Source organism: Endozoicomonas sp. Z74, assembly GCF_057680865.1.
In genome coordinates this window covers 38,953-62,327 of sequence record NZ_JBLYZI010000020.1, presented here as the reverse complement: position 1 = coordinate 62,327, position 23,375 = coordinate 38,953, and the positions used below count along the sequence as shown (strand labels likewise).

The 23,375-nt window shown below is 51.8% G+C and carries 20 protein-coding genes; 14 read left to right on the top strand and 6 right to left on the bottom strand.

Going from position 1 to position 23,375, the window contains the following annotated elements; all coding sequences use genetic code 11:
• Positions 1-107 precede the first annotated feature (107 nt).
• On the bottom strand, positions 108-1,100 hold the full coding sequence (locus ACNRUY_RS08280; protein ID WP_488111181.1) for a LacI family DNA-binding transcriptional regulator: 993 nt from the start codon (positions 1,098-1,100) through the stop codon (positions 108-110).
• A 115-nt stretch (positions 1,101-1,215) separates the two neighbouring features.
• Here ACNRUY_RS08280 and fruB point away from each other — a divergent pair, with 115 nt between their 5' ends.
• The 10 genes from fruB (at position 1,216) to ACNRUY_RS08230 (ending at position 12,529) form a co-directional block, all read left to right on the top strand.
• Entirely contained in the window at positions 1,216-2,358 is a 1,143-nt protein-coding gene (gene fruB / locus ACNRUY_RS08275) for a fused PTS fructose transporter subunit IIA/HPr protein (RefSeq protein ID WP_488111180.1), read from the top strand.
• Entirely contained in the window at positions 2,355-3,284 is a 930-nt protein-coding gene (gene pfkB / locus ACNRUY_RS08270) for a 1-phosphofructokinase (protein WP_488111179.1), read from the top strand. Before fruB ends, pfkB begins: the two co-directional genes overlap by 4 nt.
• Positions 3,285-3,302: 18 nt before the next feature.
• Complete coding sequence (locus tag ACNRUY_RS08265; protein ID WP_488111178.1) at positions 3,303-5,045, top strand: fructose-specific PTS transporter subunit EIIC; 1,743 nt, start codon at positions 3,303-3,305, stop codon at positions 5,043-5,045.
• 255 nt (positions 5,046-5,300) lie between these two features.
• Positions 5,301-6,023 (top strand): glycerophosphoryl diester phosphodiesterase, encoded by a 723-nt coding sequence (locus ACNRUY_RS08260; RefSeq protein WP_488111177.1) that lies wholly within the window; start codon positions 5,301-5,303, stop codon positions 6,021-6,023.
• A 66-nt stretch (positions 6,024-6,089) separates the two neighbouring features.
• Positions 6,090-7,400 carry an MFS transporter gene (locus ACNRUY_RS08255; protein ID WP_488111176.1) on the top strand — a complete coding sequence of 437 codons (1,311 nt, stop codon included), beginning with the start codon at positions 6,090-6,092 and terminating at the stop codon, positions 7,398-7,400.
• Between the two features lie 305 nt (positions 7,401-7,705).
• The gene (gene glyQ / locus ACNRUY_RS08250) at positions 7,706-8,617 is read left to right on the top strand and encodes a glycine--tRNA ligase subunit alpha (protein ID WP_488111189.1); all 912 of its coding nucleotides are present in this window, start codon (positions 7,706-7,708) and stop codon (positions 8,615-8,617) included.
• Complete coding sequence (gene glyS, locus ACNRUY_RS08245; protein WP_488111175.1) at positions 8,617-10,719, top strand: glycine--tRNA ligase subunit beta; 2,103 nt, start codon at positions 8,617-8,619, stop codon at positions 10,717-10,719. The genes glyQ and glyS overlap by 1 nt, the downstream gene beginning before the upstream one ends.
• Before the next feature lie 92 nt (positions 10,720-10,811).
• Positions 10,812-11,414: a D-glycero-beta-D-manno-heptose 1,7-bisphosphate 7-phosphatase gene (gene gmhB / locus ACNRUY_RS08240; RefSeq protein ID WP_488111174.1), complete on the top strand. Its 603-nt coding sequence runs from the start codon at positions 10,812-10,814 to the stop codon at positions 11,412-11,414.
• Positions 11,414-12,172, top strand: coding sequence for a lysophospholipid acyltransferase family protein (locus ACNRUY_RS08235; RefSeq protein WP_488111173.1), 759 nt, complete (start codon positions 11,414-11,416; stop codon positions 12,170-12,172). The genes gmhB and ACNRUY_RS08235 overlap by 1 nt, the downstream gene beginning before the upstream one ends.
• A gap of 138 nt (positions 12,173-12,310) precedes the next feature.
• Positions 12,311-12,529, top strand: coding sequence for a FitA-like ribbon-helix-helix domain-containing protein (locus ACNRUY_RS08230; RefSeq protein ID WP_488111172.1), 219 nt, complete (start codon positions 12,311-12,313; stop codon positions 12,527-12,529).
• A gap of 22 nt (positions 12,530-12,551) precedes the next feature.
• On the opposite strand, the gene lpcA is transcribed toward ACNRUY_RS08230, so the two are convergent.
• The 5 genes from lpcA to dnaA form a co-directional block, all read right to left on the bottom strand.
• On the bottom strand, positions 12,552-13,142 hold the full coding sequence (gene lpcA, locus ACNRUY_RS08225) for a D-sedoheptulose 7-phosphate isomerase (protein WP_488111171.1): 591 nt from the start codon (positions 13,140-13,142) through the stop codon (positions 12,552-12,554).
• A gap of 164 nt (positions 13,143-13,306) precedes the next feature.
• On the bottom strand, positions 13,307-15,721 hold the full coding sequence (gene gyrB / locus ACNRUY_RS08220; protein WP_488111170.1) for a DNA topoisomerase (ATP-hydrolyzing) subunit B: 2,415 nt from the start codon (positions 15,719-15,721) through the stop codon (positions 13,307-13,309).
• Positions 15,714-16,931 (bottom strand): DNA replication/repair protein RecF, encoded by a 1,218-nt coding sequence (gene recF / locus ACNRUY_RS08215; RefSeq protein WP_488111169.1) that lies wholly within the window; start codon positions 16,929-16,931, stop codon positions 15,714-15,716. The genes gyrB and recF overlap by 8 nt, the downstream gene beginning before the upstream one ends.
• Before the next feature lie 17 nt (positions 16,932-16,948).
• The gene (dnaN, locus tag ACNRUY_RS08210) at positions 16,949-18,052 is read right to left on the bottom strand and encodes a DNA polymerase III subunit beta (protein ID WP_488111168.1); all 1,104 of its coding nucleotides are present in this window, start codon (positions 18,050-18,052) and stop codon (positions 16,949-16,951) included.
• A 69-nt stretch (positions 18,053-18,121) separates the two neighbouring features.
• Positions 18,122-19,777 carry a chromosomal replication initiator protein DnaA gene (gene dnaA, locus ACNRUY_RS08205; RefSeq protein ID WP_488111167.1) on the bottom strand — a complete coding sequence of 552 codons (1,656 nt, stop codon included), beginning with the start codon at positions 19,775-19,777 and terminating at the stop codon, positions 18,122-18,124.
• A gap of 744 nt (positions 19,778-20,521) precedes the next feature.
• Here dnaA and rpmH point away from each other — a divergent pair.
• The 4 genes from rpmH (at position 20,522) to yidC (ending at position 23,187) form a co-directional block, all read left to right on the top strand.
• Positions 20,522-20,656 (top strand): 50S ribosomal protein L34, encoded by a 135-nt coding sequence (gene rpmH, locus ACNRUY_RS08200; RefSeq protein ID WP_081622094.1) that lies wholly within the window; start codon positions 20,522-20,524, stop codon positions 20,654-20,656.
• A gap of 14 nt (positions 20,657-20,670) precedes the next feature.
• Entirely contained in the window at positions 20,671-21,042 is a 372-nt protein-coding gene (gene rnpA, locus ACNRUY_RS08195; RefSeq protein WP_488111166.1) for a ribonuclease P protein component, read from the top strand.
• Between the two features lie 175 nt (positions 21,043-21,217).
• Complete coding sequence (gene yidD / locus ACNRUY_RS08190) at positions 21,218-21,544, top strand: membrane protein insertion efficiency factor YidD (RefSeq protein WP_488111165.1); 327 nt, start codon at positions 21,218-21,220, stop codon at positions 21,542-21,544.
• Positions 21,520-23,187: a membrane protein insertase YidC gene (gene yidC / locus ACNRUY_RS08185; RefSeq protein ID WP_488111164.1), complete on the top strand. Its 1,668-nt coding sequence runs from the start codon at positions 21,520-21,522 to the stop codon at positions 23,185-23,187. Before yidD ends, yidC begins: the two co-directional genes overlap by 25 nt.
• The last annotated feature ends 188 nt before the right edge of the window (positions 23,188-23,375 follow it).

Genomic DNA, 23,375 nt, shown 5'->3' with positions numbered 1-23,375 from the left:
AATCAACAAAGCCGTGAAAAAAAGCGGGTGATTTTTATTTTTGCTGATGACTGCTCAATCCTGGTGATTCGGTGCTCAGATCGCTGGTCAGCAGGCAGCCAGATCTATCAAAAGCGCCGATGAATGATTTCCCTCTCCAGTACCTGCTGTCTTTCATAAGGCTGAGAAGCCAGCTTTTTCTGGAGGCTAGCCATGGCCAGCTCTGCCATCTGCTGGTATTTCTGCCTGGCGGAATGGATGGTAAACGGCATCAGGTCCAGTATGTAACTGTCCCCGAAGGTGACCCAGAGCCAGTCTCCGGAGATTTTATCCCGGTATTGCCGTAGGTATTGAAAGGCCCCTTCCATCAGGGTTAATGAAGCGGTAAACAGGAGCCTGGGAAGCGTTCTTGTTTCCTGATAATAGGCGGACATCATCTCATACCCGGCTTCCACAGAATAATCCTGCTGGAAGACCTTTATATCACCGGAACGGTAACCGCCGGACTCCAGGGCTTCCTGAAAACCAGCCAGACGTTGCTGGCTGTTTACCATGTCTTCATTGCCCCCAAAATAGACCAGATCCCCCTGGCTGTTTTCCAACAGGGCACGGGTCAGTTCGCTGGCAGAGTGATGGTCATCACTGACGATAAAGTCCAGGTCCGTTCCCGGTTGATGACGGTCCAGCAGGATCACCGGCACCCCCCGGGACTGGGCATAATGGTAAATGCCATAATCCTTGAGGCAGGCCACGGAAATAATGGCCTCCACTTTTCGACCAATCAGGGTTTTCACCAGAGCCTCTTCTGTGGCGGGGTTATCGTCAGAAGAGCTGATCAGCAGATGAAACCCTGCCTTTCTGGCCAGCCTTTCCAGGTACTTACTGAGCTCGGCAAATCCGTGGTGCATCAGATCCGGCAGAATCAAAGCCATTAAGCGGCTGTTCCGGTTTCTCAGCCCGGCTGCCTGGGCATTGGCGATGTAGTTGTGCTCAGCCGCCAGCTTCATCACCCGGTCCGTGGTCTTCTGGCTGATCCGGTAATGATCAGCGCGACCGTTAAGAATAATACTGGCGGTGGTTTTAGAGACGCCTGCCAGACGTGCGATATCAACCAGCTTCATACAGTTGTTTAAAAAGTGACCTGAATCAATAAAAGATGAACAAACAATCACACACATTGTAATCGCTAAATCGGTTTAGTTACCATCGAAAAAAAGCTAAAACGGTTTAGTTAACATGCTGACACTTCAACAATCCAATGTTCACTTAAACCTGACCGCCAGTGACAAGCAATCAGCCCTTGCCCTGGTGGCGGGAAAAATGGTGGAAGCCAACCTGACCACTCCCGGGTACCTGAACGGCCTGCTTGCCAGGGAACAGCTGTCATCCACCAGTCTGGGTAACGGCATCGCCATTCCCCATGGCACACCGGAAAGTCGCGATGCCATCCTGAACACCGGCCTGATGGTGCTGCAGTTTCCTGAGGGAGTGGACTGGGGGAATGGGCAGACGGTTTATCTGGCGGTGGGCATTGCTGCCCGTTCCGATGAGCACTTGAGCCTGTTAAGCGCCTTAAGTCGTATTCTGGACAATGAGGTTCTGTGCCGTAAGCTGGCCACAACCGATAACCCTGAAGATATCTGCTCAGCATTTATCGGCAAACCGGTCAACGCGACCAAAGAAACAAAACCAGTGTTGTCTATTGACTGCATTCGGTGTCAGTACCCGGCTGACACGCTTTCTTACTTGCAGGATATCACCACAGCCCCCCTTCTCGCCCGGGATTATATCGACGATTCCAAAGCCCGGGAGCTGCTTGAAGCCAAGCCATTTTTCCTCAGTGAGTCCATTGCCCTGGTGAGTGTTGCCGGAGCCCTTCATACCGGTATATCCATGGTGGTTCCCGAAAAACCGGTGGCCCATGGCCAGCGCTCCATCCAGCTGATGGTGGCCGTTGCCGCCAGAAACGGGGATCACCTCCCCAGCCTGCGGACGCTGACTCAATGGGCCCAGGATCCGGCATTTATCCAGCAAGTAGCTGATTGCACCCGCCAGGATCTGTATCAGGCCGTCTCTGGAGGAGAGAGCTGGTCGTCCGCAGCCGAAGCAAAAACCCGACAGTTTGTTATCCGTAATCCCCACGGCCTCCATGCCCGGCCCAGCGGTCTGTTTGTGGCCGCCATAAAACCCTTCAAGGCCGAAATCAAAGTGCGCAACCCGGTCTCCGGTCCGGAGTTTGTGGATGCCAGAAGCCTGATCAAATTAATGGGCCTGAACATCGCCTGCGGCAACACCATCGATGTCCGGGCCACCGGTGCCGACTCCCTCCAGGCACTTGAAGCCCTGGAAAAAGCCATTAACGAAGGATTGGGCGAATGATCGTTTCCCTTACCCTGAACCCGGCCATCGACCAGACGTCCTGGGTTAACTGCCTGAAGCCCGGACTGGTCAACCAGGCGGATAGCTCTGTGAAAACCCCCGGAGGCAAAGGGGTGAATGTGGCACGGGTTCTGGCTGACCTGGGAGAGCCTGTCACCGCCAGTGGCCTGCTCGGCAGGGCCTCCAGCCCCTTTTTTGAGAATTACCTGGACAAGCACAACATTCTCAACGGTTTTATTGAAGTGGATGGGGAGACCCGAACCAATATCAAACTCGTAAACCGTTCTGATTCAGCGGTGACCGACATCAATTTTACCGGGTTCACCGCTTCTGCTGACGACCTGAAACAGCTACTGATTCGCCTGGAGGAATACCCTGAAAACACCCTGGTAATGGTGGGTGGCAGCCTGCCTCAGGGTATCTCACCCAATGACTTTGTTTTTTTCCTGAAGAGCCTGAAAGAGAGGAAGTTCCGACTGGCCATTGACTGCAGCGGGAAAGCTCTGCGCGAAGCGATCCAGGTTCAGCCGGAGATCATCAAACCCAATATTCATGAACTGAAAGAACTGATGACCCTCACTGGCTGCCCTAAAAACGACGAACGAACCTATGCCAGACAACTGGTGGAGCAAGGCGTAGACCATGTGGTTCTGTCCTGTGGCAGCGAGGGGGCCTGGTTTTTCTCCCGGGACAGCGAATTGTTCGCCCGCCCGGGCCCGGTTGACCTGGTCAGCCCTGTGGGTGCCGGGGATTCCATGATGGCTGGCTACCTCTATGCCCTTACCCACCAATACACCCCGGATGAACGTGCCCGACTGGCAACAGCGGCAGCCATGGCCGCCGTCAGCCAGCCAGGGGTTGGCCTCTCTTCCCGGGAACATCTGCAAGCGACCATGAGGAGCGTTGATGTTCTGACATCACGTTGAGTGCTCAGGAGGCTCATTATGGACAAGACAATGAAACAGATCGTATTAATCAGTACCTGCCCGGCGGGCGTTGCCAGCTGCTTTCTGGTAGGAGAGAAAATGGCGGCCGCTGCTGCCAGAAAAACCATCACCCTGAACACTGAAGTTCACAGTCCCCTGGTCACTGAGACATTGGCTCCGGGGGTTCTTGCCGATGCCGACCTGATCATCGTCACTCAACCGGCCATTCCCGACAAGCTGCTCCCCCGCCTGGCTGGCAAGCGGGTTTACTGCACCAGCACCCAAGCCGTGATGGACAATGCTGAGCAGGTTCTGGAGGTGGCTGAGCAACAGGCTAAAGTGCTTTCCGGACATAAACAAAACCGTTCTGGGCAGCAAAAAATAGTCGCAGTCACCGCCTGCCCTACCGGTGTCGCCCACACATTCATGTCGGCAGATGCCCTGTCCATTGCCGGTCAGGAACTGGGTCATGATATCCATATCGAAAAACAGGGCTCGGTTGGGGCCCGGGATCCTCTTGAAGCGCAACAGATTGCCGATGCGGATGTGGTCATTCTCGCTACGGACATTGAGGTGGACACCCAGCGCTTTGCCGGCAAAAAAGTATTTCGAACCTCCACCGGGGAAGCCCTCAAACACCCTGTAGAGGTCATTGAGAAAGCGCTTTCGGAAGGAAAAGTGGAAACGGCTGAAGCAGCGCCCTCCGAGTTCAGCAAAAAGAAGGCGTCCGGCGCCTACCGACACCTGCTGACCGGTGTCTCTTATATGCTCCCCCTGGTGGTGGCTGGCGGACTGATCATCGCCCTGTCGTTTGCTTTTGGCATCAAAGCCTTTGAGGCTGAGGGAACGCTGGCCGCGGCATTGATGAGTATCGGTGGCGGCAGTGCCTTTGCCCTGATGGTGCCGGTACTGGCAGGCTACATTGCTTTTTCCATCGCTGACCGTCCCGGACTGGCTCCCGGCCTGATTGGCGGCATGCTTGCAGCCTCCTTGGGGGCGGGATTTCTCGGAGGTATTGCTGCCGGATTTCTGGCCGGTTACTCCGCCCGGTATATAGAGAAAACCATTCGCCTGCCGGCCACCATGGAAAGCCTTATGCCGGTTCTGGTCATTCCCCTGTTAAGCAGTCTGGTGACCGGTCTGCTGATGATCTATGTGGTGGGAACCCCCATTAAGTTCATTATGGATGGGCTGACTGCTTTTCTTCAGAGCATGAGTGGCACCAATGCAATTCTGCTCGGAGCCCTGCTCGGAGGCATGATGGCCTTTGATATGGGAGGGCCGGTCAATAAAGCCGCCTATACCTTCGGTGTCGGCCTGCTCACCAGCCAGACTTACGCTCCCATGGCGGCCGTTATGGCGGCCGGTATGATCCCGCCCCTGGGTATGGCCCTGGCCACGTTCCTGGCCAGAAACACCTTCAATGACGAAGAGCGGGAAAGTGGCAAGGCGGCGGGTATTCTGGGCCTCTGTTTTATCTCCGAAGGTGCTATTCCCTTTGCCGCCAGAGACCCGTTGCGGGTCATTCCCTGCTCCATGCTGGGGGCTGCAGTCACCGGTGCACTGTCCATGTGGATGGGCATTGAGCTGAAAGCTCCCCATGGCGGCGTGTTCGTCATGATGATTCCGGAAGCCATTAGTCATGTGGGCTACTATGCCCTGGCTATTCTCGCAGGGACCCTGGTGACCGGAGGTGCCTACAGTGCTCTTCGCACAACCCTGGGCAAAAACAAGAAGCATCAGGAGCCGGTTACCATTTGATTTGACCACCGTTTCTTCTGACTTTCTGGCCAGCAGTGCTCCTGGAACCTGCTGGCCTTCTTTTCTCTTCCAACAATCACCCGTCGTACATTCACCGACTTATAAGGGCTCAGGTCCAGCTTCTGAAAACCTCACCTTCTATTGATTTTCGTCAGTTTTCATTTTGTTTACTTTTGCTCAACATATAAACAGTCTTGTTTCCTTGTTGTTCGTTATCGTTAACTGCCTATGAAAACTATTTTTGCACATAGAGGGATGTCTTCACTCGCTCCTGAGAACACGCTGTCTGCTTTCAGGAAGTGCCGTGACTATGGCATTAAGTGGCTGGAGTGTGATGTCGATATTCTCGCAGACGACACCATTGTGATCTCCCATGACGACACACTTGACCGGTGTACTGACAGAAGCGGAAGCCTCTACCACCTCACCAGAAAGGATCTTGCGGACATTGACGCAGGCAGCTGGTTCAGCGGTGAATACACCAACGAGCGGATACCGACGTTTGAAGCGTTCATTGACCTGGTTAATGAACATGAATTGAACGTCAATATCGAAATCAAGTCCTGCTCCAACGGCTGGAGCAAAACCCTTAAGCTCATCGAAGGGGTTATCAAAGGACTGGAAAAACTCAATATTGACCGGAAAGTGATTGTTTCCAGCTTTAACCATATTGCCCTCTATGAATTTAAACGGCGATGCCCTGATATCCCCGTAGCCTGCCTGTTTGTTCATGAAAATCTGTGGGGTGACTGGGAGTCCATCTTGCAGGCCTGCCAGGCAGAGTACATCCACCCCGAAGACAAGGGGCTGACCAGAGAGATGGTTCAGGGCTTCAGGGAAAAGGGTTACAAAGTCAATGTATACACCGTCAATGACCGAGCTCGTATCAATGAGCTGTTCAACTGGGGCGTCGACGGAATATTTACCGATATAGCCCAGCAATTACCCGAACATTATAACCACCAGCACAGTGGCTGACGGCTCAGCCTCAGGCACTTCATTTGACTCGAACACAGCATCATCGAAGGGCGACAGGTTAACTTTATGGAAAAGTTGATTGGCAAAATAGGGTTCAGCAGCAGAAACCAGTTTTATGGTTTTTTGTCTGTTGTCTTCTCCGGACAAATCATTTATTCCGCTTTTGAAGCATTTAAGGGGACTTTCTACAACTTATTGCTGGACGTTCTCAGCATTGATAACACCCAGATGGGGATCCTGTTCACCCTGATCGGTTCGGCCATGTTTTTCTACATACCGGCAGGCTGGGTCAACAATCGCTTCTCTGTTCGATCCATCCTGATGTGCAGCCTGATGGTGCGGTTTGTCAGCATGATGGTCATTGTCCTGTTCCAGCCCGACTTTATGGTGCTTGCCGTGATTGCCGGAATCTGGGGACTGACGGATGCCGTATTCTGGCCTGCGGTGGTCAACGGCGTGAGCCTGATGTCCGGTGAACACAATAAAGGAATGGCGTTCGGGTTGCTGGAGTCTATTCGCCGCGCAATGGAAATGAGCATGAATGCCGCCATTGTGGGTGTTATGGCCTTGCTGGGTGGTTCCATCCTGATCTTCAAAGGCTCCATACTGGTTTATACGTTGCTGATTCTTCCCATGATTTTCATGGTCTGGAAGTTTGTTCCTGAAAATAATATTGAACCCACCCAGGGCGAATCCAAAAACACAGCCGCTCTCAAAGGCTTGATCCAGGTCCTGAAAATGCCCACCGTCTGGCTGGCCGCCTTGACCTCACTCACCGTCTATTGGGTCTATATCACTCTTATCTACACCGTTCCTTACCTGCAGGCTGTGTTTGGGCTGTCCACTTCCCAGGCAGCTCTTTTCGGGATTATCAATACCGGTGCAATGGGCGTCGTCGCAGGCCTTATCGCAGGCTCTCTGTCTGATTTCCTGTTCAAGTCATCCATCAAGATGATGATGTTTGCCATGGCTCTGACAGCCATCTGCCTTGGGGTCACCATTTTGCTGCCCAAAGGTCCGTCAATGTTGTATGCCAACATGGCCCTTCTGATGGCATTCTCCTTCTCCATATTCCTTGCCAAAGGCATTATTCTGGCGCCGGTCGCGGAAGCAGGGGTTCCAAAACAGTTCAGTGGTGCCGCCATGAGTGTTGGCTCATTTGCTGCCTACGCCTCCGTCTTCTGGGCTTACGCCCTCAATGGCTGGATCATTGATAACTTTGAACCTGTACAGGCCTATCAAACCATTTTCGGAATCGGCCTGGCCGTTGCTCTGACCGGTATGGTCTGTGCTTTACTGCTGATCTCCCTGAAAAAACGGCAGCAGAAAAACAGTCCCGCAACCCACTTTTCTGATGCACAACAGACCCCAGCCTGACCCCTGACCGCCTTCTTGAGTGGCAGAACTCCCTGAGAGTCTGCCACTCTTTCCCTTCCCATTAATTCACCCGTTTCTCACAAGTTATCCACAGCCTTATACTTAGCCGCGCAAACCGGTATAATCCCCCTTCTATTTTCGACCCTGAGTGAAGGCCCACCCTCAAATCAGGGAAACCATGCCAAGAGCGCTGACAGCCCGCCTCTCTGAATTCAAATAGAGGGACTGGCCTGTTGGCATTTGAGCCTCCAAGAGGTAGTACAGTGACTTCCCAGAGCACGCCAGACATCAATACTTTTCAGGGGATGATCCTTGCCCTGCAGAACTTCTGGGCCCGGCAGGGCTGTGTCATCCTGCAACCACTGGATATGGAAGTGGGTGCAGGCACCTTTCACCCTGCCACTTTCCTCCGCGCCATCGGTCCCGAGAACTGGAACTCCGCCTATGTGCAGCCAAGCCGTCGCCCCACCGACGGTCGCTATGGCGAGAACCCCAACCGGCTGCAACATTACTACCAGTTTCAGGTGGTCATGAAGCCTTCTCCGGACAACATTCAGGAACTGTATCTGGACTCCCTGCGGGAAATGGGCGTCGATCCTCTGGTGCACGACATCCGCTTTGTGGAGGATAACTGGGAATCTCCCACCCTTGGCGCCTGGGGCCTGGGCTGGGAAGTCTGGATGAACGGCATGGAAGTTACCCAGTTCACCTACTTCCAGCAGGTGGGCGGCCTGGAATGCTATCCGGTGACCGGCGAGATCACTTACGGTCTTGAGCGTCTGGCCATGTACATCCAGGGTGTGGATAACGTTTATGACCTGGTATGGACGGTTGGCCCACAAGGCTCTGTCACCTACGGTGATGTGTTCCATCAGCAGGAAGTGGAGATGTCCACGTTCAACTTTGAGCACGCCGATACCGAAGAGCTGTTCAAACAGTTCGACTTCTTTGAGCGTGAGTCTCATAAACTGGTGGAAACCGGCCTTCCCCTGCCTGCCTACGAATACGTACTAAAGGCTTCCCATACCTTTAACCTGCTGGATGCCCGACACGCGATTTCCGTCACCGAGCGTCAACGCTTTATCCTGCGCGTCAGGACCCTGGCCAGAGCGGTAGCCAGAGCCTACTTTGATAAACGACACGAACTGGGCTTCCCGCTGGCGGACGACCGTATCCGCAACGATGTTCTGGCACAACTGGCTCAGGAGGAGAAGTAATGAGCGCGACGATTTCCAGAGAAGATTTCCTCGTTGAGCTGGGTACGGAAGAACTGCCACCCAAAGCATTGAAAAGTCTGTCTGAAGCCTTCACCCAGGGCATTATCAGTGGCCTCGAAAAAGCCCAGGTGGCCTTCTCTGAGTACCAGGCATTTGCCGCCCCCCGCCGTCTGGCCCTGCTGATCAAAGGGCTGGAAACCGCCCAGCCAGACCAGAACCTGGAACGCCGGGGGCCAGCGGTCAAGGCAGCCTTTGATGCAGAGGGCAACCCCAGCAAAGCCGCCCTTGGCTTTGCCCGTTCCAATGGCGTTGAATTTGATGCCCTGGAGCAACTGGAAACCCCGAAGGGTGCCTGGCTGGTCTACCGCTCCATTAAAAAAGGAGAGCAGACCTCATCCCTGCTGCCAGAGATTGTCTCCCAGTCCCTGGCTGGACTACCAATCCCCAAACGGATGCGCTGGGGAGCAAGCCGCACCGAGTTTGTCCGTCCGGTACACTGGCTGCTGATGATGCTGGGTAATGATGTCATTGACTGCGAAGTGCTTGGCCTTAAATCCGGTAACACCACCCGTGGCCACCGTTTCCATGCCAACCGTGAACTGCCTGTTTCCGCTCCTGCTGATTACGAAAAATGCCTTCAGGAGCAGGGAAAAGTCATGGCCGGTTTTGAAGCCCGCCGTGAAACCATCAGGGAGCAGGTGCAGGCTGTAGCCGCCAATATAGGTGGCACTGCCGTTATTGATGAAGACCTGCTGAATGAAGTCACCGCTCTTAATGAATGGCCAGTCGCTCTGTCCGGTCGCTTTGATGATGAGTTTCTGGCGGTACCGTCCGAAGCCCTGATTTCCTCCATGAAAGGCCATCAGAAGTACTTTCATGTGGTGGATGGAGAAGGCGCCCTGTTGCCTCACTTCATCACGGTTTCCAATATTGAAAGCTCTGAACCACGCCATGTGGTTGAAGGCAACGAAAAAGTCATTCGTCCCCGTCTGGCCGATGCCAAGTTCTTCTACGACACTGATAAAAAACAGACTCAGGAAGCCCGCCGGGAAAAACTCAAACCGATCGTTTTTCAGGCGCAGCTGGGTTCTGTCTTCCATAAAACAGAGCGTGTTGCCCGACTGGCGGCGTATATTTCAGCCACCGAGGGTGGTGATGCAGAGACCCCAAAACGTGCGGGCCAGCTCTGCAAGTCTGACCTGGTTTCAGAAATGGTGCTGGAATTCCCTGAGCTTCAGGGGATCATGGGTCAGTACTACGCCGAAAATGATGGTGAACCGGCAGACGTATGTAAAACCCTGAATGAGCAGTACATGCCCCGCTTTGCCGGTGACGAGCTGCCTTCCACCCTGACAGGGTGCGCTGTCGCCATTGCCGACAAAATTGACACCATTGCCGGTATCTTTGGCATTGGGCAGCTGCCCACTGGCAGCAAGGATCCTTTTGCCCTGCGCCGTGCCAGCATCGGGGTCCTGAGAATCATTGTTGAGAAAAAACTGAACCTGGACCTTGAGGCTCTGGTGGCTGAAGCCATGGCAGGCTATCAGGAACAGGGCGTTGAGCTGCCGGAAGCGGACCAGCTGAATACGACGGCCGTCAATTACATGCTGGAACGGTTTGACGCCGCTTACCAGGAAGAAGGGGTCTCTGCTGAAATCATCAATTCAGTTAAGGCTCTTCGTCCCACAAGGCCTTTGGACTTTGACCTTCGGATCAAGGCTATCAGCCGCTTTAACCTTCTGGATGAAGCCGATGCCCTCTCTTCTGCCAACAAGCGGGTATCCAATATTCTGGCCAAAGCCGGGGATATCATCATTCCGGACAGCGTGGATGAAACTCTGTTAACGGAAGCCGCAGAAGTTGAGCTGGCCAAGGTGTTATTCGCCAAGAAAACGGAGGTGGCTCCCGCTCTGAATGAAGGTCTGTATGCCATGGCGATGGAAAGCCTGGCAGCCCTGAAAGAGCCGGTGGACCGCTTTTTCGACCAGGTGCTGGTGAACGCTGAGGATGAATCCGTACGCCTGAACCGCTATGCCCTGCTGAAGCAGCTGCGCAGCCTGTTCCTGCATGTGGCGGATATCTCGTTGCTGCAGAAGTCCTGAGCCTGACTTTCTGGCCGGTGCTTTGCTGAGTCCCGGCCAGAAGTCGCTCCAGCCATTTCTCTGGACCGATCGATTCGAGAATGGAAAGCGCTATGGAACCCCGTACGCAAATTCGAACAAAACAGCAAAAACTCATTATTCTTGACCGGGACGGTGTCATCAATGAGGATTCGGACAACTATATCCGATCCGTTGACCAGTGGATTCCGATTCCTGGCAGTATTGAGGCCATCGCCAGGCTTTCCCGTGCCGGTTTTCAGGTGGCAGTGGCTACCAATCAGTCAGGTCTGGCCCGTGGCTATTTCACCATGAATGACCTGAAGGCAATGCACGACAAGATGATCCGCCTGGTTGTAGAACAAGGAGGACAGCTGAGTGACATTTACTTTTGCCCTCATGGCCCGGACGACCATTGCCGCTGCCGAAAACCCAGTCCCGGCATGCTGGAGCAGATCCTGGAGCAAACCCAGGCTGAGCCTTCAGATACCTGGGTGGTGGGGGACTCACTGAGAGACCTTGAGGCGGGTCAATCTGCCCGGTGCAAAACAGCTCTGGTTTTGACCGGAAAGGGTGGGATAACACAATCAATACTTAATGAAAAAAGGCAATGTGGTAACGTAACCAGGGTTGGGAACACTCCGGTTTTTGAAAATCTGGCCCACTTCACAGAAGAACTACTTTCAGAGGGAATTTAATGTCGTCGGTTGCCAGCCCTTCTTCTTTTTCTCGCACTTTCTCAAAACTGTTCTGGCCTGCCAGAACCCTGGTCTTTTACCTTGCCCTGGCCTTATGGACTGTTATCTGGACACCATTGATGATGGTGCTGATCTACCTGACGCCTTTCCGGAAACGCCATTTTTTCGTAAAAACCTGGTCTATTGTTGCCATCACACTCTGTCGCCTGATCTGCGGCATTCGCTGGCAATTAAAAGGAACTGAAAACATCCCGGACAACGCCTGCGTGATCATCAGTAACCACCAGAGCACCTGGGAAACGTTTTTTATTCAGACTCTGGTCACCCCACAGACCCAGGTGCTCAAGCAGGAACTGCTGAAGATTCCCTTTTTTGGCTGGGCACTGGCGGCTACCCGGCCCATCGCCATTAACCGAAATGATGTCAGACTGTCCCTGCAACAGGTTCGGGACCAGGGTAAACAATCCCTGGATCGAAATATCCGGGTACTTATTTTTCCTGAAGGTACAAGAACTGCACCGGGCACATTAGGTAAGTTCTCAAGGGGGGGAGCAGGGCTTGCCAAAGCTGCCGAAGTGGGCATTCTTCCCATCGCCCACAATGCCGGAAGCTACTGGCCCAGCACTTCATGGATCAAGAAACCCGGAACCATAAATGTTGAAATAGGCCCGGTTATAGATACGGAAAACCTTACCCCGGCACAAGCCAATGACCAGGCAAGGGCCTGGATCGCCCAGTCGATTGAGCGTATGACATAGTTCATCTTTCCAGGCTGGTCATCCCTGGCCAGCTTAACTGTCCAGACAATTCCTTAAAGCCCTGACTTATTCTGTTTTCTTGTATCAGATGATATCAATGCCATCATTCAAACTAATCATCACTGGGAGAGCGGAATAATGGCAAACCTTATCGTTAGGAATATTGACGAACGTATTGTCGCGGCCCTGAAACAAAGGGCAGGTAAAAATGGTCGTAGCGCCGAGACCGAACATCGAGAAATCCTCACATCAGCCCTTCTGAAACCTCAAAAAAGAAGTTTTGGGGAGTTTTTGCAAGACATTCCAGATGTTGGCCGTGATGAGGATTTTTCAAGGTCGGAAGACACAAGCCTGTAAATGCCTGGGCAGTAAGCTATTCTCACTGCCCTTCCATATACTTTTCCACCAGTTGAATCATGATATGGATGGCTTTGATATGCACTTCCTGGATACGGTCCGCATACCCGAAATGGGGGACCCGGATTTCCACATCCGCCATGCCAGCCATTTTTCCACCGTCTTTGCCTGACAGCAGGATCACCTTCATCCCTTTGGCTCTGGCCGCCTCTACCGCCTTTAGGATATTCCCTGAGTTGCCACTGGTACTAATCCCCAGAAGGACATCCCCTTCACTGCCAACAGCCTCAACATAGCGGGAAAAAATAAATTCATAGCCAAAGTCGTTTGATACACACGACATATGACTTGGATCGGAAATCGCGATAGCAGGATAGCCAGGACGATTTTCTCGAAACCGGCCGGTCAGCTCTTCGGCAAAATGCATTGCATCACAGTGGGAGCCACCATTTCCACAGGAAAGAACTTTTCCACCCTGCTTGAAAGAATCAGTCAATAGTCGTGCAGCGCTATCGATCGCTTCAAGATTATTTTCATTATCCAGAAAACGGTTTAAAACACTTACTGCTTCTTCCAGCTCTGCTCTGACAATGGACGTAAACTCAGAAGACATACGACACCTGAATTATAATAAAGCTAAGATTAAGTACTTTACCGAGAAAAAGAGGTTGCCTCTGGTTTAAAAAAAAACAACGCAAAATCTTTTTCTTTCGCTATGGACATTCGAATAGCACAGACAGCAACCACTCTGTTACTGCCTGCACTTTGAGCCAGAGATTAGATGTCGAGGTTTGCAACCTGAAGAGCGTTGCTCTCAATAAACTCTCTTCGAGGCTCCACATGATCCCCCATCAGGGTATTGAAGATCTGATCAGCCGCAATGGCATCGTCGATGGTCACCTTGAGCATCCTCCGGACATCGGGATCCATAGTGGTCTCCCAGAGCTGGTCCGGGTTCATCTCCCCAAGTCCCTTATAACGCTGAATGTAATGGCGCTTGGTGGATTCACTCATCAGCCAGTCCAGGGCTTCTTCAAAGGAAGTAACTTCCCGTTTGCGCTCCCCTTTCTGGATAAACGCCCCCTCTTCAATCAGGCCCTGAAGCTGCTGGCCAAGCCCGGTAATACGGCTGTAGTTAACAGAAGAGAAGAAATCAGCGTTCCAACTGTATTCGCTGGGAATACCATGGGCAATGATGGTCACTTTCGGAAGCCAGGCATTCAGCTCCTTATCTTCCGTTAATTCAAAGGACATCGTACTGCCAGACACCTTCAGCTCTTCTATCCTTTTGGCCAGCTCTTCAACCCACTGTTGCATGGTGTCACGATCCGTCAGGCTCTGCTCTGTAAGCGCAGGCATGTAGATCATCTCACGAAGTACCTCAACGGGGTAAACCCTGGAAAGCCGGTCTGCAATGGCATGCACTTCCCGGAAATCCTTCACCAGCTCTTCCAGAGCCTGGTCGGCAATGCCCGGAGCATTTTCATTCACATGCAGGCTGGCATTTTCCAGTGCTGACTGAGTCAGGTATTCATCCAGGGCCGGATCATCCTTGAGGTATTGCTCCTGCTTACCCCGCTTCACCTTATAGAGTGGAGGCTGAGCGATGTAGATATAGCCCCGCTCAATCAGTTCAGGCATCTGCCGGAAGAAGAACGTCAGCAGCAGCGTACGAATGTGAGAACCGTCCACATCCGCATCAGTCATAATAATGATGTTGTGATAGCGAAGCTTATCGATATTAAATTCTGTCCGGCCAATCCCGCAGCCCAGCGCAGTGATCAAAGTACCCACTTCCTGGGAAGACAGCATCTTGTCAAAGCGGGCTTTTTCCACATTCAGGATTTTACCCTTCAGGGGCAGAATGGCCTGGGTTTTCCGGTTTCGCCCTTGCTTGGCAGAACCTCCTGCAGAGTCACCCTCCACTATGTAGAGTTCAGACAGGGCTGGGTCTTTCTCCTGGCAATCAGCCAGCTTTCCAGGCAACCCGGCAATATCCAGTGCACCTTTACGACGGGTCATTTCCCTCGCCTTACGAGCAGCTTCCCTGGCCCTGGCAGCGTCCAGCATTTTGCCGACAACCGCTTTGGCTTCCTGAGGATTTTCAATCAGGTAATCACCCAGGTACTTACTCATTTCCTGCTCTACCGCCGACTTCACTTCCGAGGAAACCAGCTTGTCCTTGGTCTGGGAAGAGAACTTGGGATCCGGCACTTTGACCGAAATAATGGCCGTTAACCCTTCCCGGGCATCATCTCCGGAAGTAGCCACTTTGGCGTTTTTCTGGAAGCCTTCCCTTTCAATGTAAGTGTTCAGGTTTCGGGTCAGCGCCGCCCTGAAACCTGCCAGGTGGGTTCCACCATCACGCTGGGGAATGTTGTTGGTGAAGCAGAAAATGCCTTCCTGAAACCCGTCATTCCACTGCATCGCCACTTCAACACCGATCCCGTCTTCACGGGTCATATTGAAATGAAACACCTTATTGATCGTAGTTTTGTTCTGGTTCAGGTGCTCAACAAAGGCTTTCAATCCCCCATCATACTTAAAGTCATCCACCTTTCCAGTTCGCTCATCGGTGAGCTGGATATAAACACCGGAGTTCAGGAAAGAAAGCTCCCTCAGCCGCTTGGCCAGGATCTCGTAGCTGAACTGGATATTGGAAAAAGTATCAGGAGAGGGGATGAAATGGACCTCGGTACCGGATACATCGGTCTCTCCAATGACCTTCATGGGCTCCTGAGGGACACCCTGTTGATAAATCTGCTGGTGTACCTGCCCATTACGACGAATCGTCAGCTTTAACTGACTGGACAGTGCGTTAACCACAGAGACGCCAACCCCGTGAAGCCCGCCGGAAACTTTATAGGTGTTGTCATCAAATTTACCGCCTGCATGAAGCACGGTCATGATCACTTCCGCTGCAGATACCCCTTCCTCTTCATGGATATCCACGGGAATGCCCCGGCCATTATCTTTAACGGTAATGGACTCATCCGGATGAATGATTACAGAAATCTTGTTACAGAACCCCGCAAGCGCCTCATCAATGGAGTTATCCACCACTTCAAATACCATGTGGTGCAGGCCGGTGCCATCGTCGGTATCGCCGATATACATCCCCGGGCGCTTGCGAACCGCATCCAGGCCCTTCAGGACCTTGATATTGGAAGCGTTGTAATTTTGTTCACTCATGCTCTATCTCCAAAGATTCAGCCTGGCGAAACGTCTGCTGACCAGGGTTTTCATCCAATTCAATTTGCCCATGTTTCACGTGAAACACTTTTACCTCTGTTTCGGGCAACCAGCAATTTTCCAGTGCCGCCTTCTCAACACAGGTGATGAAGGTCTGACATTTCATTTTTTGAAACAGTCGACAAAGCGCCTGCCTGTGGGGAATATCAAGCTCAGATGGCAGGTCATCAACAAGAAAGACACATTGCCTGCCGCTCAGTTCCCGGTACAAAAAGCCTTGAGCCAGTTTCAGTGCGCAAACCACCAGTTTCAACTGCCCACGGGATAAAATATCCACCGCATTGGCTTTCCCCAATCGAACTCTCAAATCAGCCCTTTGTGGACCTGAATGGGTGTAGCCCGATTGAACATCCCGAGAAAGGCCATCCTGCAAAACATCCAGCAGGTCTCGCTCTCGATCCCAGCCTCGATAGTAACTAAGTGATAAGTCACCTGGATCGCAGAGCTCGGATAGTACTTCATGGAATACCGGGAGCAGCTGCTTCATGTAGTTGTCACGCAACTGATCAATCGCACTGGCCGATTTTACAAACTCCAGATTCCACGAAGGCAATTCAGAACCGTTTATTCTACCATGTCGAAGCAAACTGTTCCGCTGTTTCAGTGCTTTCTGCATTCTTTTCCAGAGAGGGAAAAAATCCTGATGTTTCACGTGAAACACTCCCCAGTCGATAAAATTTCTCCTCGACTTTGGGGATCCTTCAAGCAACTTGAACGTATCAGGATTCACAACCTGAAGCGGCAACAACCGGGCAAGTTCAGAGGTGGACCGGAGACTTTCCCCGGAAACCCGAATTTGCAATGACTCATCCCTCAGGTTTCGAGAGACCCCTACAGGTATAACCCCACCGGACTGCTGAGTCACTTTGGCAAAAACCGTGCACTGCTCAGAGTCACGATTAATCACCGGTTTGATTTTTGTTGTTCGAAAGGATCGGGCAACGCCCAACAAGTGTATGGACTCAAGCACACTGGTCTTGCCACTGCCATTAAAACCATAGAGAACATTTACCGAAGGAGATGGAGCCAGAGAAGCGGAAGATAAATTGCGAATATTGGAAATGGTAAGCTGCTGAATCATAAGGGTATTGAATGTCGACTCGGGTCGCCCTGCCAGTAAGCCCAAAAACAGGGAAGCCCGGCTTTGCACCGGGCTTCTCTGTTTACTTAGAGGCGCATAGGCATAACAACATAAGTGGAATCTCCCGATTCAGACTCTTCCAGCAGGGCACTGCTATTCGGATCTGAAAGGGTGATTTTCACTGACTCACCGGAAAGCACTGAGAGAACGTCCAGCAGGTAGCTGACATTGAAACCCACTTCCATAGAATCGCCATGGTAAGCCAGATTTAACTCTTCTTCTGCTTCTTCTTGTTCCGGGTTGTTGGCGATCACTTTCAATTGCCCATCGGAAAGGATCAAGCGAATGCCCCGGTACTTTTCATTAGAGAGAATCGATGCCCTCTGAAAAGCCTGACGGAGCTCCTGTCGATCACCAATGATGATTTTATCCCCGCCTCTGGGAAGCACTCTTTCATAGTCAGGAAACTTGCCGTCCACCAGCTTTGAGGTAAACATGAAATCACCGGTTTTGGCCCGTATATGATTGGCTCCCAGGGTGATGTGTACGCTCTCTTCTCCCTCTGTCAGCAAGCGGGCCATTTCCAGAATTCCCTTCCGTGGCACGATCACCTGATGAGTATCCTGCTGATTGATATCCGCATCCACACTGCACATGGCAAGACGATGGCCATCAGTAGCCACTGCTCGCAAACAGTTCTGGCTGACCTCGATCAACATACCATTAAGGTAATAGCGGACGTCCTGCTGCGCCATAGCAAAGCCCGTGCGATCAATCAGACGGCGAAGACGGGACTGGCCAATGGTAAAGTTCATTGAGCCCGCTTCTTCTTCGATGCTGGGGAATTCATTGGCAGGAAGCGTCGACAGTGTGAACCGGGAACGCCCGGCTTTCAGCTTGACCCGCTGGTCATCCTGATGAACCTCAATCATTGTGTTTTCAGGCAATGACTTGCAGATATCCATCAGCTTTCTGGCAGGAACCGTAATCTCACCGGACTCGGACACTTCTTCCAGGGCTACACGCCCCACCAGTTCAACCTCCAGATCGGTACCGGTCAGAGATAACTGGTTGCCATCTACAACCATAAGCACGTTCGACAGAACAGGCAGGGTCTGCCTGCGTTCAACCACGCCGGCAACAAGCTGCAGTGGCTTAAGCAATGCTTCCCGATTGATGGTAAATTTCATCGCTTTCCTTTCTCTTGGCTAGCCGAAAGGCCTGTAATGCCCTTCTCGATAAACTTGAATACAGCGTAATTAACTGGTCAGGGACCGCAATAAATTTTTGTAGTCACCACGGATTTCACCATCCGCTTCCACCAGCTCCTTCACCTTACGGCAGGCATGAAGAACCGTAGTATGATCGCGGCCTCCATAAGCATCCCCTATTTCGGGCAGGCTGTGGCTGGTCAGCTCTTTGGAAAGGGCCATGGCGATCTGGCGAGGACGGGCAACAGAGCGGCTGCGTCGCTTGGACAAAATATCAGCTACTTTGATTTTGTAATACTCTGCAACAGTCCTCTGGATATTATCTATACTGACCTGTTTATCCTGCAAAGCCAACAGGTCTTTCAGGGATTCCCGGATCAGGTCAATATCAATGCGTCTGCCCATAAAGTGCGCACTGGCAATCACCCGCTTCAATGCCCCTTCCAGTTCACGAACATTGGAGCGAATTCTCTGGGCAATAAAAAATGCCGCTTCATGGGGCAGCTCAACTTTCTGCTGCTCCGCTTTCTTCATCAGAATGGCTACCCGGGTCTCCAGTTCAGGAGGCTCAACGGCAACCGTCAGCCCCCAGCCAAAACGGGACTTGAGGCGCTCTTCAACCCCATTGATCTCTTTGGGGTAACGATCACAGGTCAGAATCATCTGCTGACCCCCTTCAAGAAGCGCATTAAAGGTATGAAAGAACTCTTCCTGGGAGCGCTCTTTTCCGGCAAAAAACTGGATGTCATCAATCAGCAGGGCATCAACAGATCGATAGTACTTTTTAAAATCATTGATGGCATTCAGCTGTAAAGCCTTGACCATATCAGCCACAAATCGCTCTGAATGCAAATAAACGACTCTGGCATTTCGATTCTGTTTGACCAGGAAGTTACCCACTGCGTGCATCAAGTGAGTTTTACCCAGGCCAACCCCGCCGTATAGAAACAAAGGGTTATAAGAAGCCCCGGGATTTTCAGCCACCTGACGTGCTGCCGCCAGAGCAAGCTGGTTGGATTTACCTTCTACAAAGGTTTCAAAGGTAAACCCGGTATTCAGGGAGCCATGGTGCTTTATGGATCCCTCAACCTCAACCTGGCGCCCCCCGGGCGCGGGCTGCTCCTCAGGAGTCCTGGCGGAGTCAACCTCTTTCAATGGATTGACTTTTACAGGGACTTTTTCCTCAACCAGCCTCTCCTGCTCAGGCCTTACTTTGGCAAGCTCCGATACCAGATCCGGTTCCGGGGTTTTGTCTGTGGCCACAGGCAGCGTGGAGACCAGCTCATGGGTCACCCTTGATGTCTCAACAGACTTGCGTCTCAGGGGGTTTCCACTGACTTTTGGTTTTTCAACCGCTTTACTTTGCTCAGCCATTGCTACAGGCGCTGCATCCGGCTCGGAGAACCGGCTTGGTCTTGCAGGAGCAGGACCTCGCTTACTTAACGACGGAGGACGTCTATTTGAAACCGCCAGCGCCACAGCTGGGGAGTCGCCCTGAGAGAGGTCATCAAGAATCTCCTCTATTCGAGGCAGAAACTTTTCCTTGACCCAGTCCGCCACAAACCGGTTGGGGGCCAGCAGACACAAATCATGTTCATCCCCCATCACTTTCAGGGGACGAATCCAGGTATTGAACTGCTGTGAGGACAGCTCATCCTGCAACATATCAACGCATTTCTGCCAGAGCTCAAGGGGCACAGGCACTCTCCTGATACAGATCCGATGGCGGATAGCACTGAAGCCGGTCAGACAGCCTGCTGAAGACCTTCAGGGTGCAAATTCAGAATGGATAAACAAACCCAAATTGTATCCTGTTCAGAAAAAGTTATCCACACCTCCCAAAAATCGACACTATCAGTTAGACACTGATATTTTACTTTAATATCAATATGTTAAAAGAAATTCCCAGGGAAATATTACCCCTGATTTTATGGTTTTCAATTGTGGGCAGGGTTGTTCATCAAAGCCATGGAAGTACCTGTTCATCCTGTGAGTAAATAAGGATTGTTTTGAGTTGTGGATAAGGCAGCCAGTTATCCACACCCTGTCAGCAACAAAAAAACAGGGTAACTTCTGGATTTATACAACCTGATCAACAAGCCGCAACCCAGTATTTTCAAGGGCAAATGCAACTTATCCACACCTTGCGTGCCCCCTAATAGTTATATCTAAAACTAAACACACACAAGTAAAGAGATACTATTTCATATTTATTTGATAGAGGTAGTGCTCAAAACAGCACAGTCTCATTGAGCTTCCTTTGTGAATCCTGACCTGACTTTTCAGGTGAGCAGGTCTTCCTGTAACCACCTATATATAGATGCGAAGAAGACTAGTTAGAACGACGGATAGAAATGTGGCTGTTCTTGACAAATGCAAATTGACGCTAATCCAGCAATTACTTAGAATGCCCGTCTTTTGTAAGTCCATTAAAGACGAGTAACCAAGATGAAAAGAACATTTCAGCCAAGCAACCTGAAGCGCAAGCGTAACCACGGCTTCCGTGCACGCATGGCTACCAAGAATGGCCGTGCGGTTATCAACCGTCGCAGAGCAAAGGGTCGTAAGCGCCTGTCAGCCTGATTGAGGCTATCAGTGTGAGCTACTCTTTCGGTCGTGAATTGCGACTATGCTCCGCGGCTGATTTCAAGCAGGTGTTCGATACAACGGATATCAAGGTGTCCAGCCGGCAGCTCCTGATCCTGGCAAAGGTTAATGAGCGGCCTCACCCCAGACTGGGGCTGGTTGTTGCCAAAAAGAATATTCGTACTGCCGCAGGCCGAAACAGGGCCAAGCGCCATATCCGGGAAACCTTTCGTCTACAGCAGGATGAAATAGGTAACCTGGATATTGTTGTGCTGGTCCGAAAAGGCTTTGGTGAACTGCAAGACAGTGAACTGAACCAGATTCTGGCCAGGCAGTGGGCTAAGTTGAAACGGCGGCACAGTGAGTGGCAAGCCCCGGCGTAATTTTCTGACTTCCCTGATATCCTCAAACCTGAACGAATCAGCCAACTGAGTAGCAGGAAAAGCAGGCTTCACCTTTCCTGTTTTACTCTTCCAGGTTTTTTCACCCTGTATTACTCAGAAGCTTCTGTTGCCAACAGGTTCTTTTGAGAGACTCTGACACGCTACAGGCATTGACATGGTCAGACTGGCAAGTATCCCCCGGCACCTGGCAACCGGGTTGATCAAGGTATACCGCTATGCGCTGAGCCCTCTGCTGCCCAGCCGTTGTCGCTTTTATCCTTCCTGCTCTGCCTATGGCCTGGAAGCTCTAGATCGTCATGGTTTTCTGACAGGCAGCAAGCTTATCTTGCTCCGACTACTCCGCTGCCATCCCTGGCATCCAGGAGGCTTTGACCCGGTACCGGAAAAGCACTCCGGTGATCATCGGACACAATCAGACAATCATATTCATTCACCTGAATGTGTGGCCCGGAACTCATGGATTTCCAAAGAACACTCTTGATCGGCGCCATTGCTGTAGTTGGTGTAGTAACACTAAAGCAATGGAATGAAGACTACCCCAGCACGGCAAAGTCGGCACCGGTAGTTCAATCCGTATCCAGCAGCAGTGCTGGTACTGACATGCCTGCCCTGGGCGAATCCTCTTCTGTTCCTGTAACAGAGGCTGGCGCCTCAAAACCTTCCGCCCAGCTAATCAGTGTCAAAACCGATACCATTGATGCACTGATTGACCCGGCCGGTGGCGATATTATCAACCTGACCCTGCCCAAATACCCCAGCTGGCTTCCTGAAGAAGGTGAAACTTCTGTGCCCTTCCAGCTTCTGGTGAATAATCCGGACTGCAATACAGAAGCCACTTGTGTTTTCACCGCCCAGAGCGCTCTGGCAAGAACCGATGGGCCGGATGCCGATAATCAGCGGGGCCTGTACCGTTCCAGTCAATCAAGCTACACCCTTGTTCAGGGGGAGAAGCAGTTGGTGGTTGACCTGCACAAGAGCAAGGACGGTATTGATATCACCAAACGCTATACCTTTGACCGTGGCAGTTATGGCATCCAGGTGGATTATCTGATTGCCAACAACAGCGACAAAGAGTGGAAAGACCAGTTTTACGCCCAGTTAAAGCGGGATAACTCTGAAGACCCCAGCCAGGCGAATTCAAAAGCGCCCATGAATACTTTCCTGGGGGCTGCTGTCCGCTCTAATGATGAGCCTTACAGCAAGCATTCGTTTGACGATATTGCCAAGAAACCTTTTGGAGAAAAGGTCGAGGCTGGTTATGCCGCGATGCTTCAGCACTACTTTGTCAGTGCATGGGTACCCAACCAGAATGAATCTCATCAGTTTTACACCAAAAAAAGCAGAGACGGTGCCTATAACTTTGTGGGGTTCTATGACCAGCCGTTTTCTCTGAAGCCCGGTGAGACGGCGAAATTGGGAGCCACTCTTTATGCGGGGCCCAAGAATCAGGAGACGTTGAAATCCCTGGCCAGTGGCCTGGAGCTTACCGTGGATTACGGTATGTTGTGGTTCCTGGCACAGCCTCTGTTCAGCATCCTGAAGTGGATTCACTCTGTGGTTGGCAACTGGGGCTGGTCCATTATTCTGCTGACGGTGCTGGTGAAAGGGGTATTCTACCCCCTGAATGCTACCAGCTTCCGGTCCATGGCCAAGATGCGCAAACTGGGGCCAAGGCTTCAGCAAATGAAAGAGCAGTTTGGTGATGACCGTCAGAAAATGTCCCAGGCGATGATGGAGCTCTACAAGAAAGAGAAGGTTAACCCCATGGGGGGCTGCCTGCCCATTCTTGTGCAGATGCCGGTGTTTATTGCCCTGTACTGGACGCTGCTTGAGTCGGTTGAGTTGAGGCAGGCTCCCTGGCTGGGATGGATTCAGGATCTGTCCCAGATGGACCCCTACTTCATCCTGCCGTTGATCATGGGGGCGTCCATGTTTGCCCAGCAACTGCTGAACCCGACACCTCCTGATCCCGTTCAGGCCAAGGTGATGAAGATGATGCCAGTGATATTCACCTTCTTCTTCCTCTGGTTCCCTGCCGGGCTGGTTCTGTACTGGGTGACCAACAACGTTCTGTCGATTATCCAGCAGTACATCATTACCAAAAAAATAGAAAAAGAGAGTTGATCAGGAAAGGGCGGTAATACTACCGCCCTTTTTCTTTTTCCCTCCTTTACCGGCTTTTCTGCCACTTTTCTGACATTTTTACCATCCGGTATACCGTCTGTCGTCTCCTTCAGAAGGCTGGGTTCTTTTGCCTGCAGCAGGCAGTTGAAGGCCCGATACCCCTCAATAGCAAAATACGCCTTTAAAGA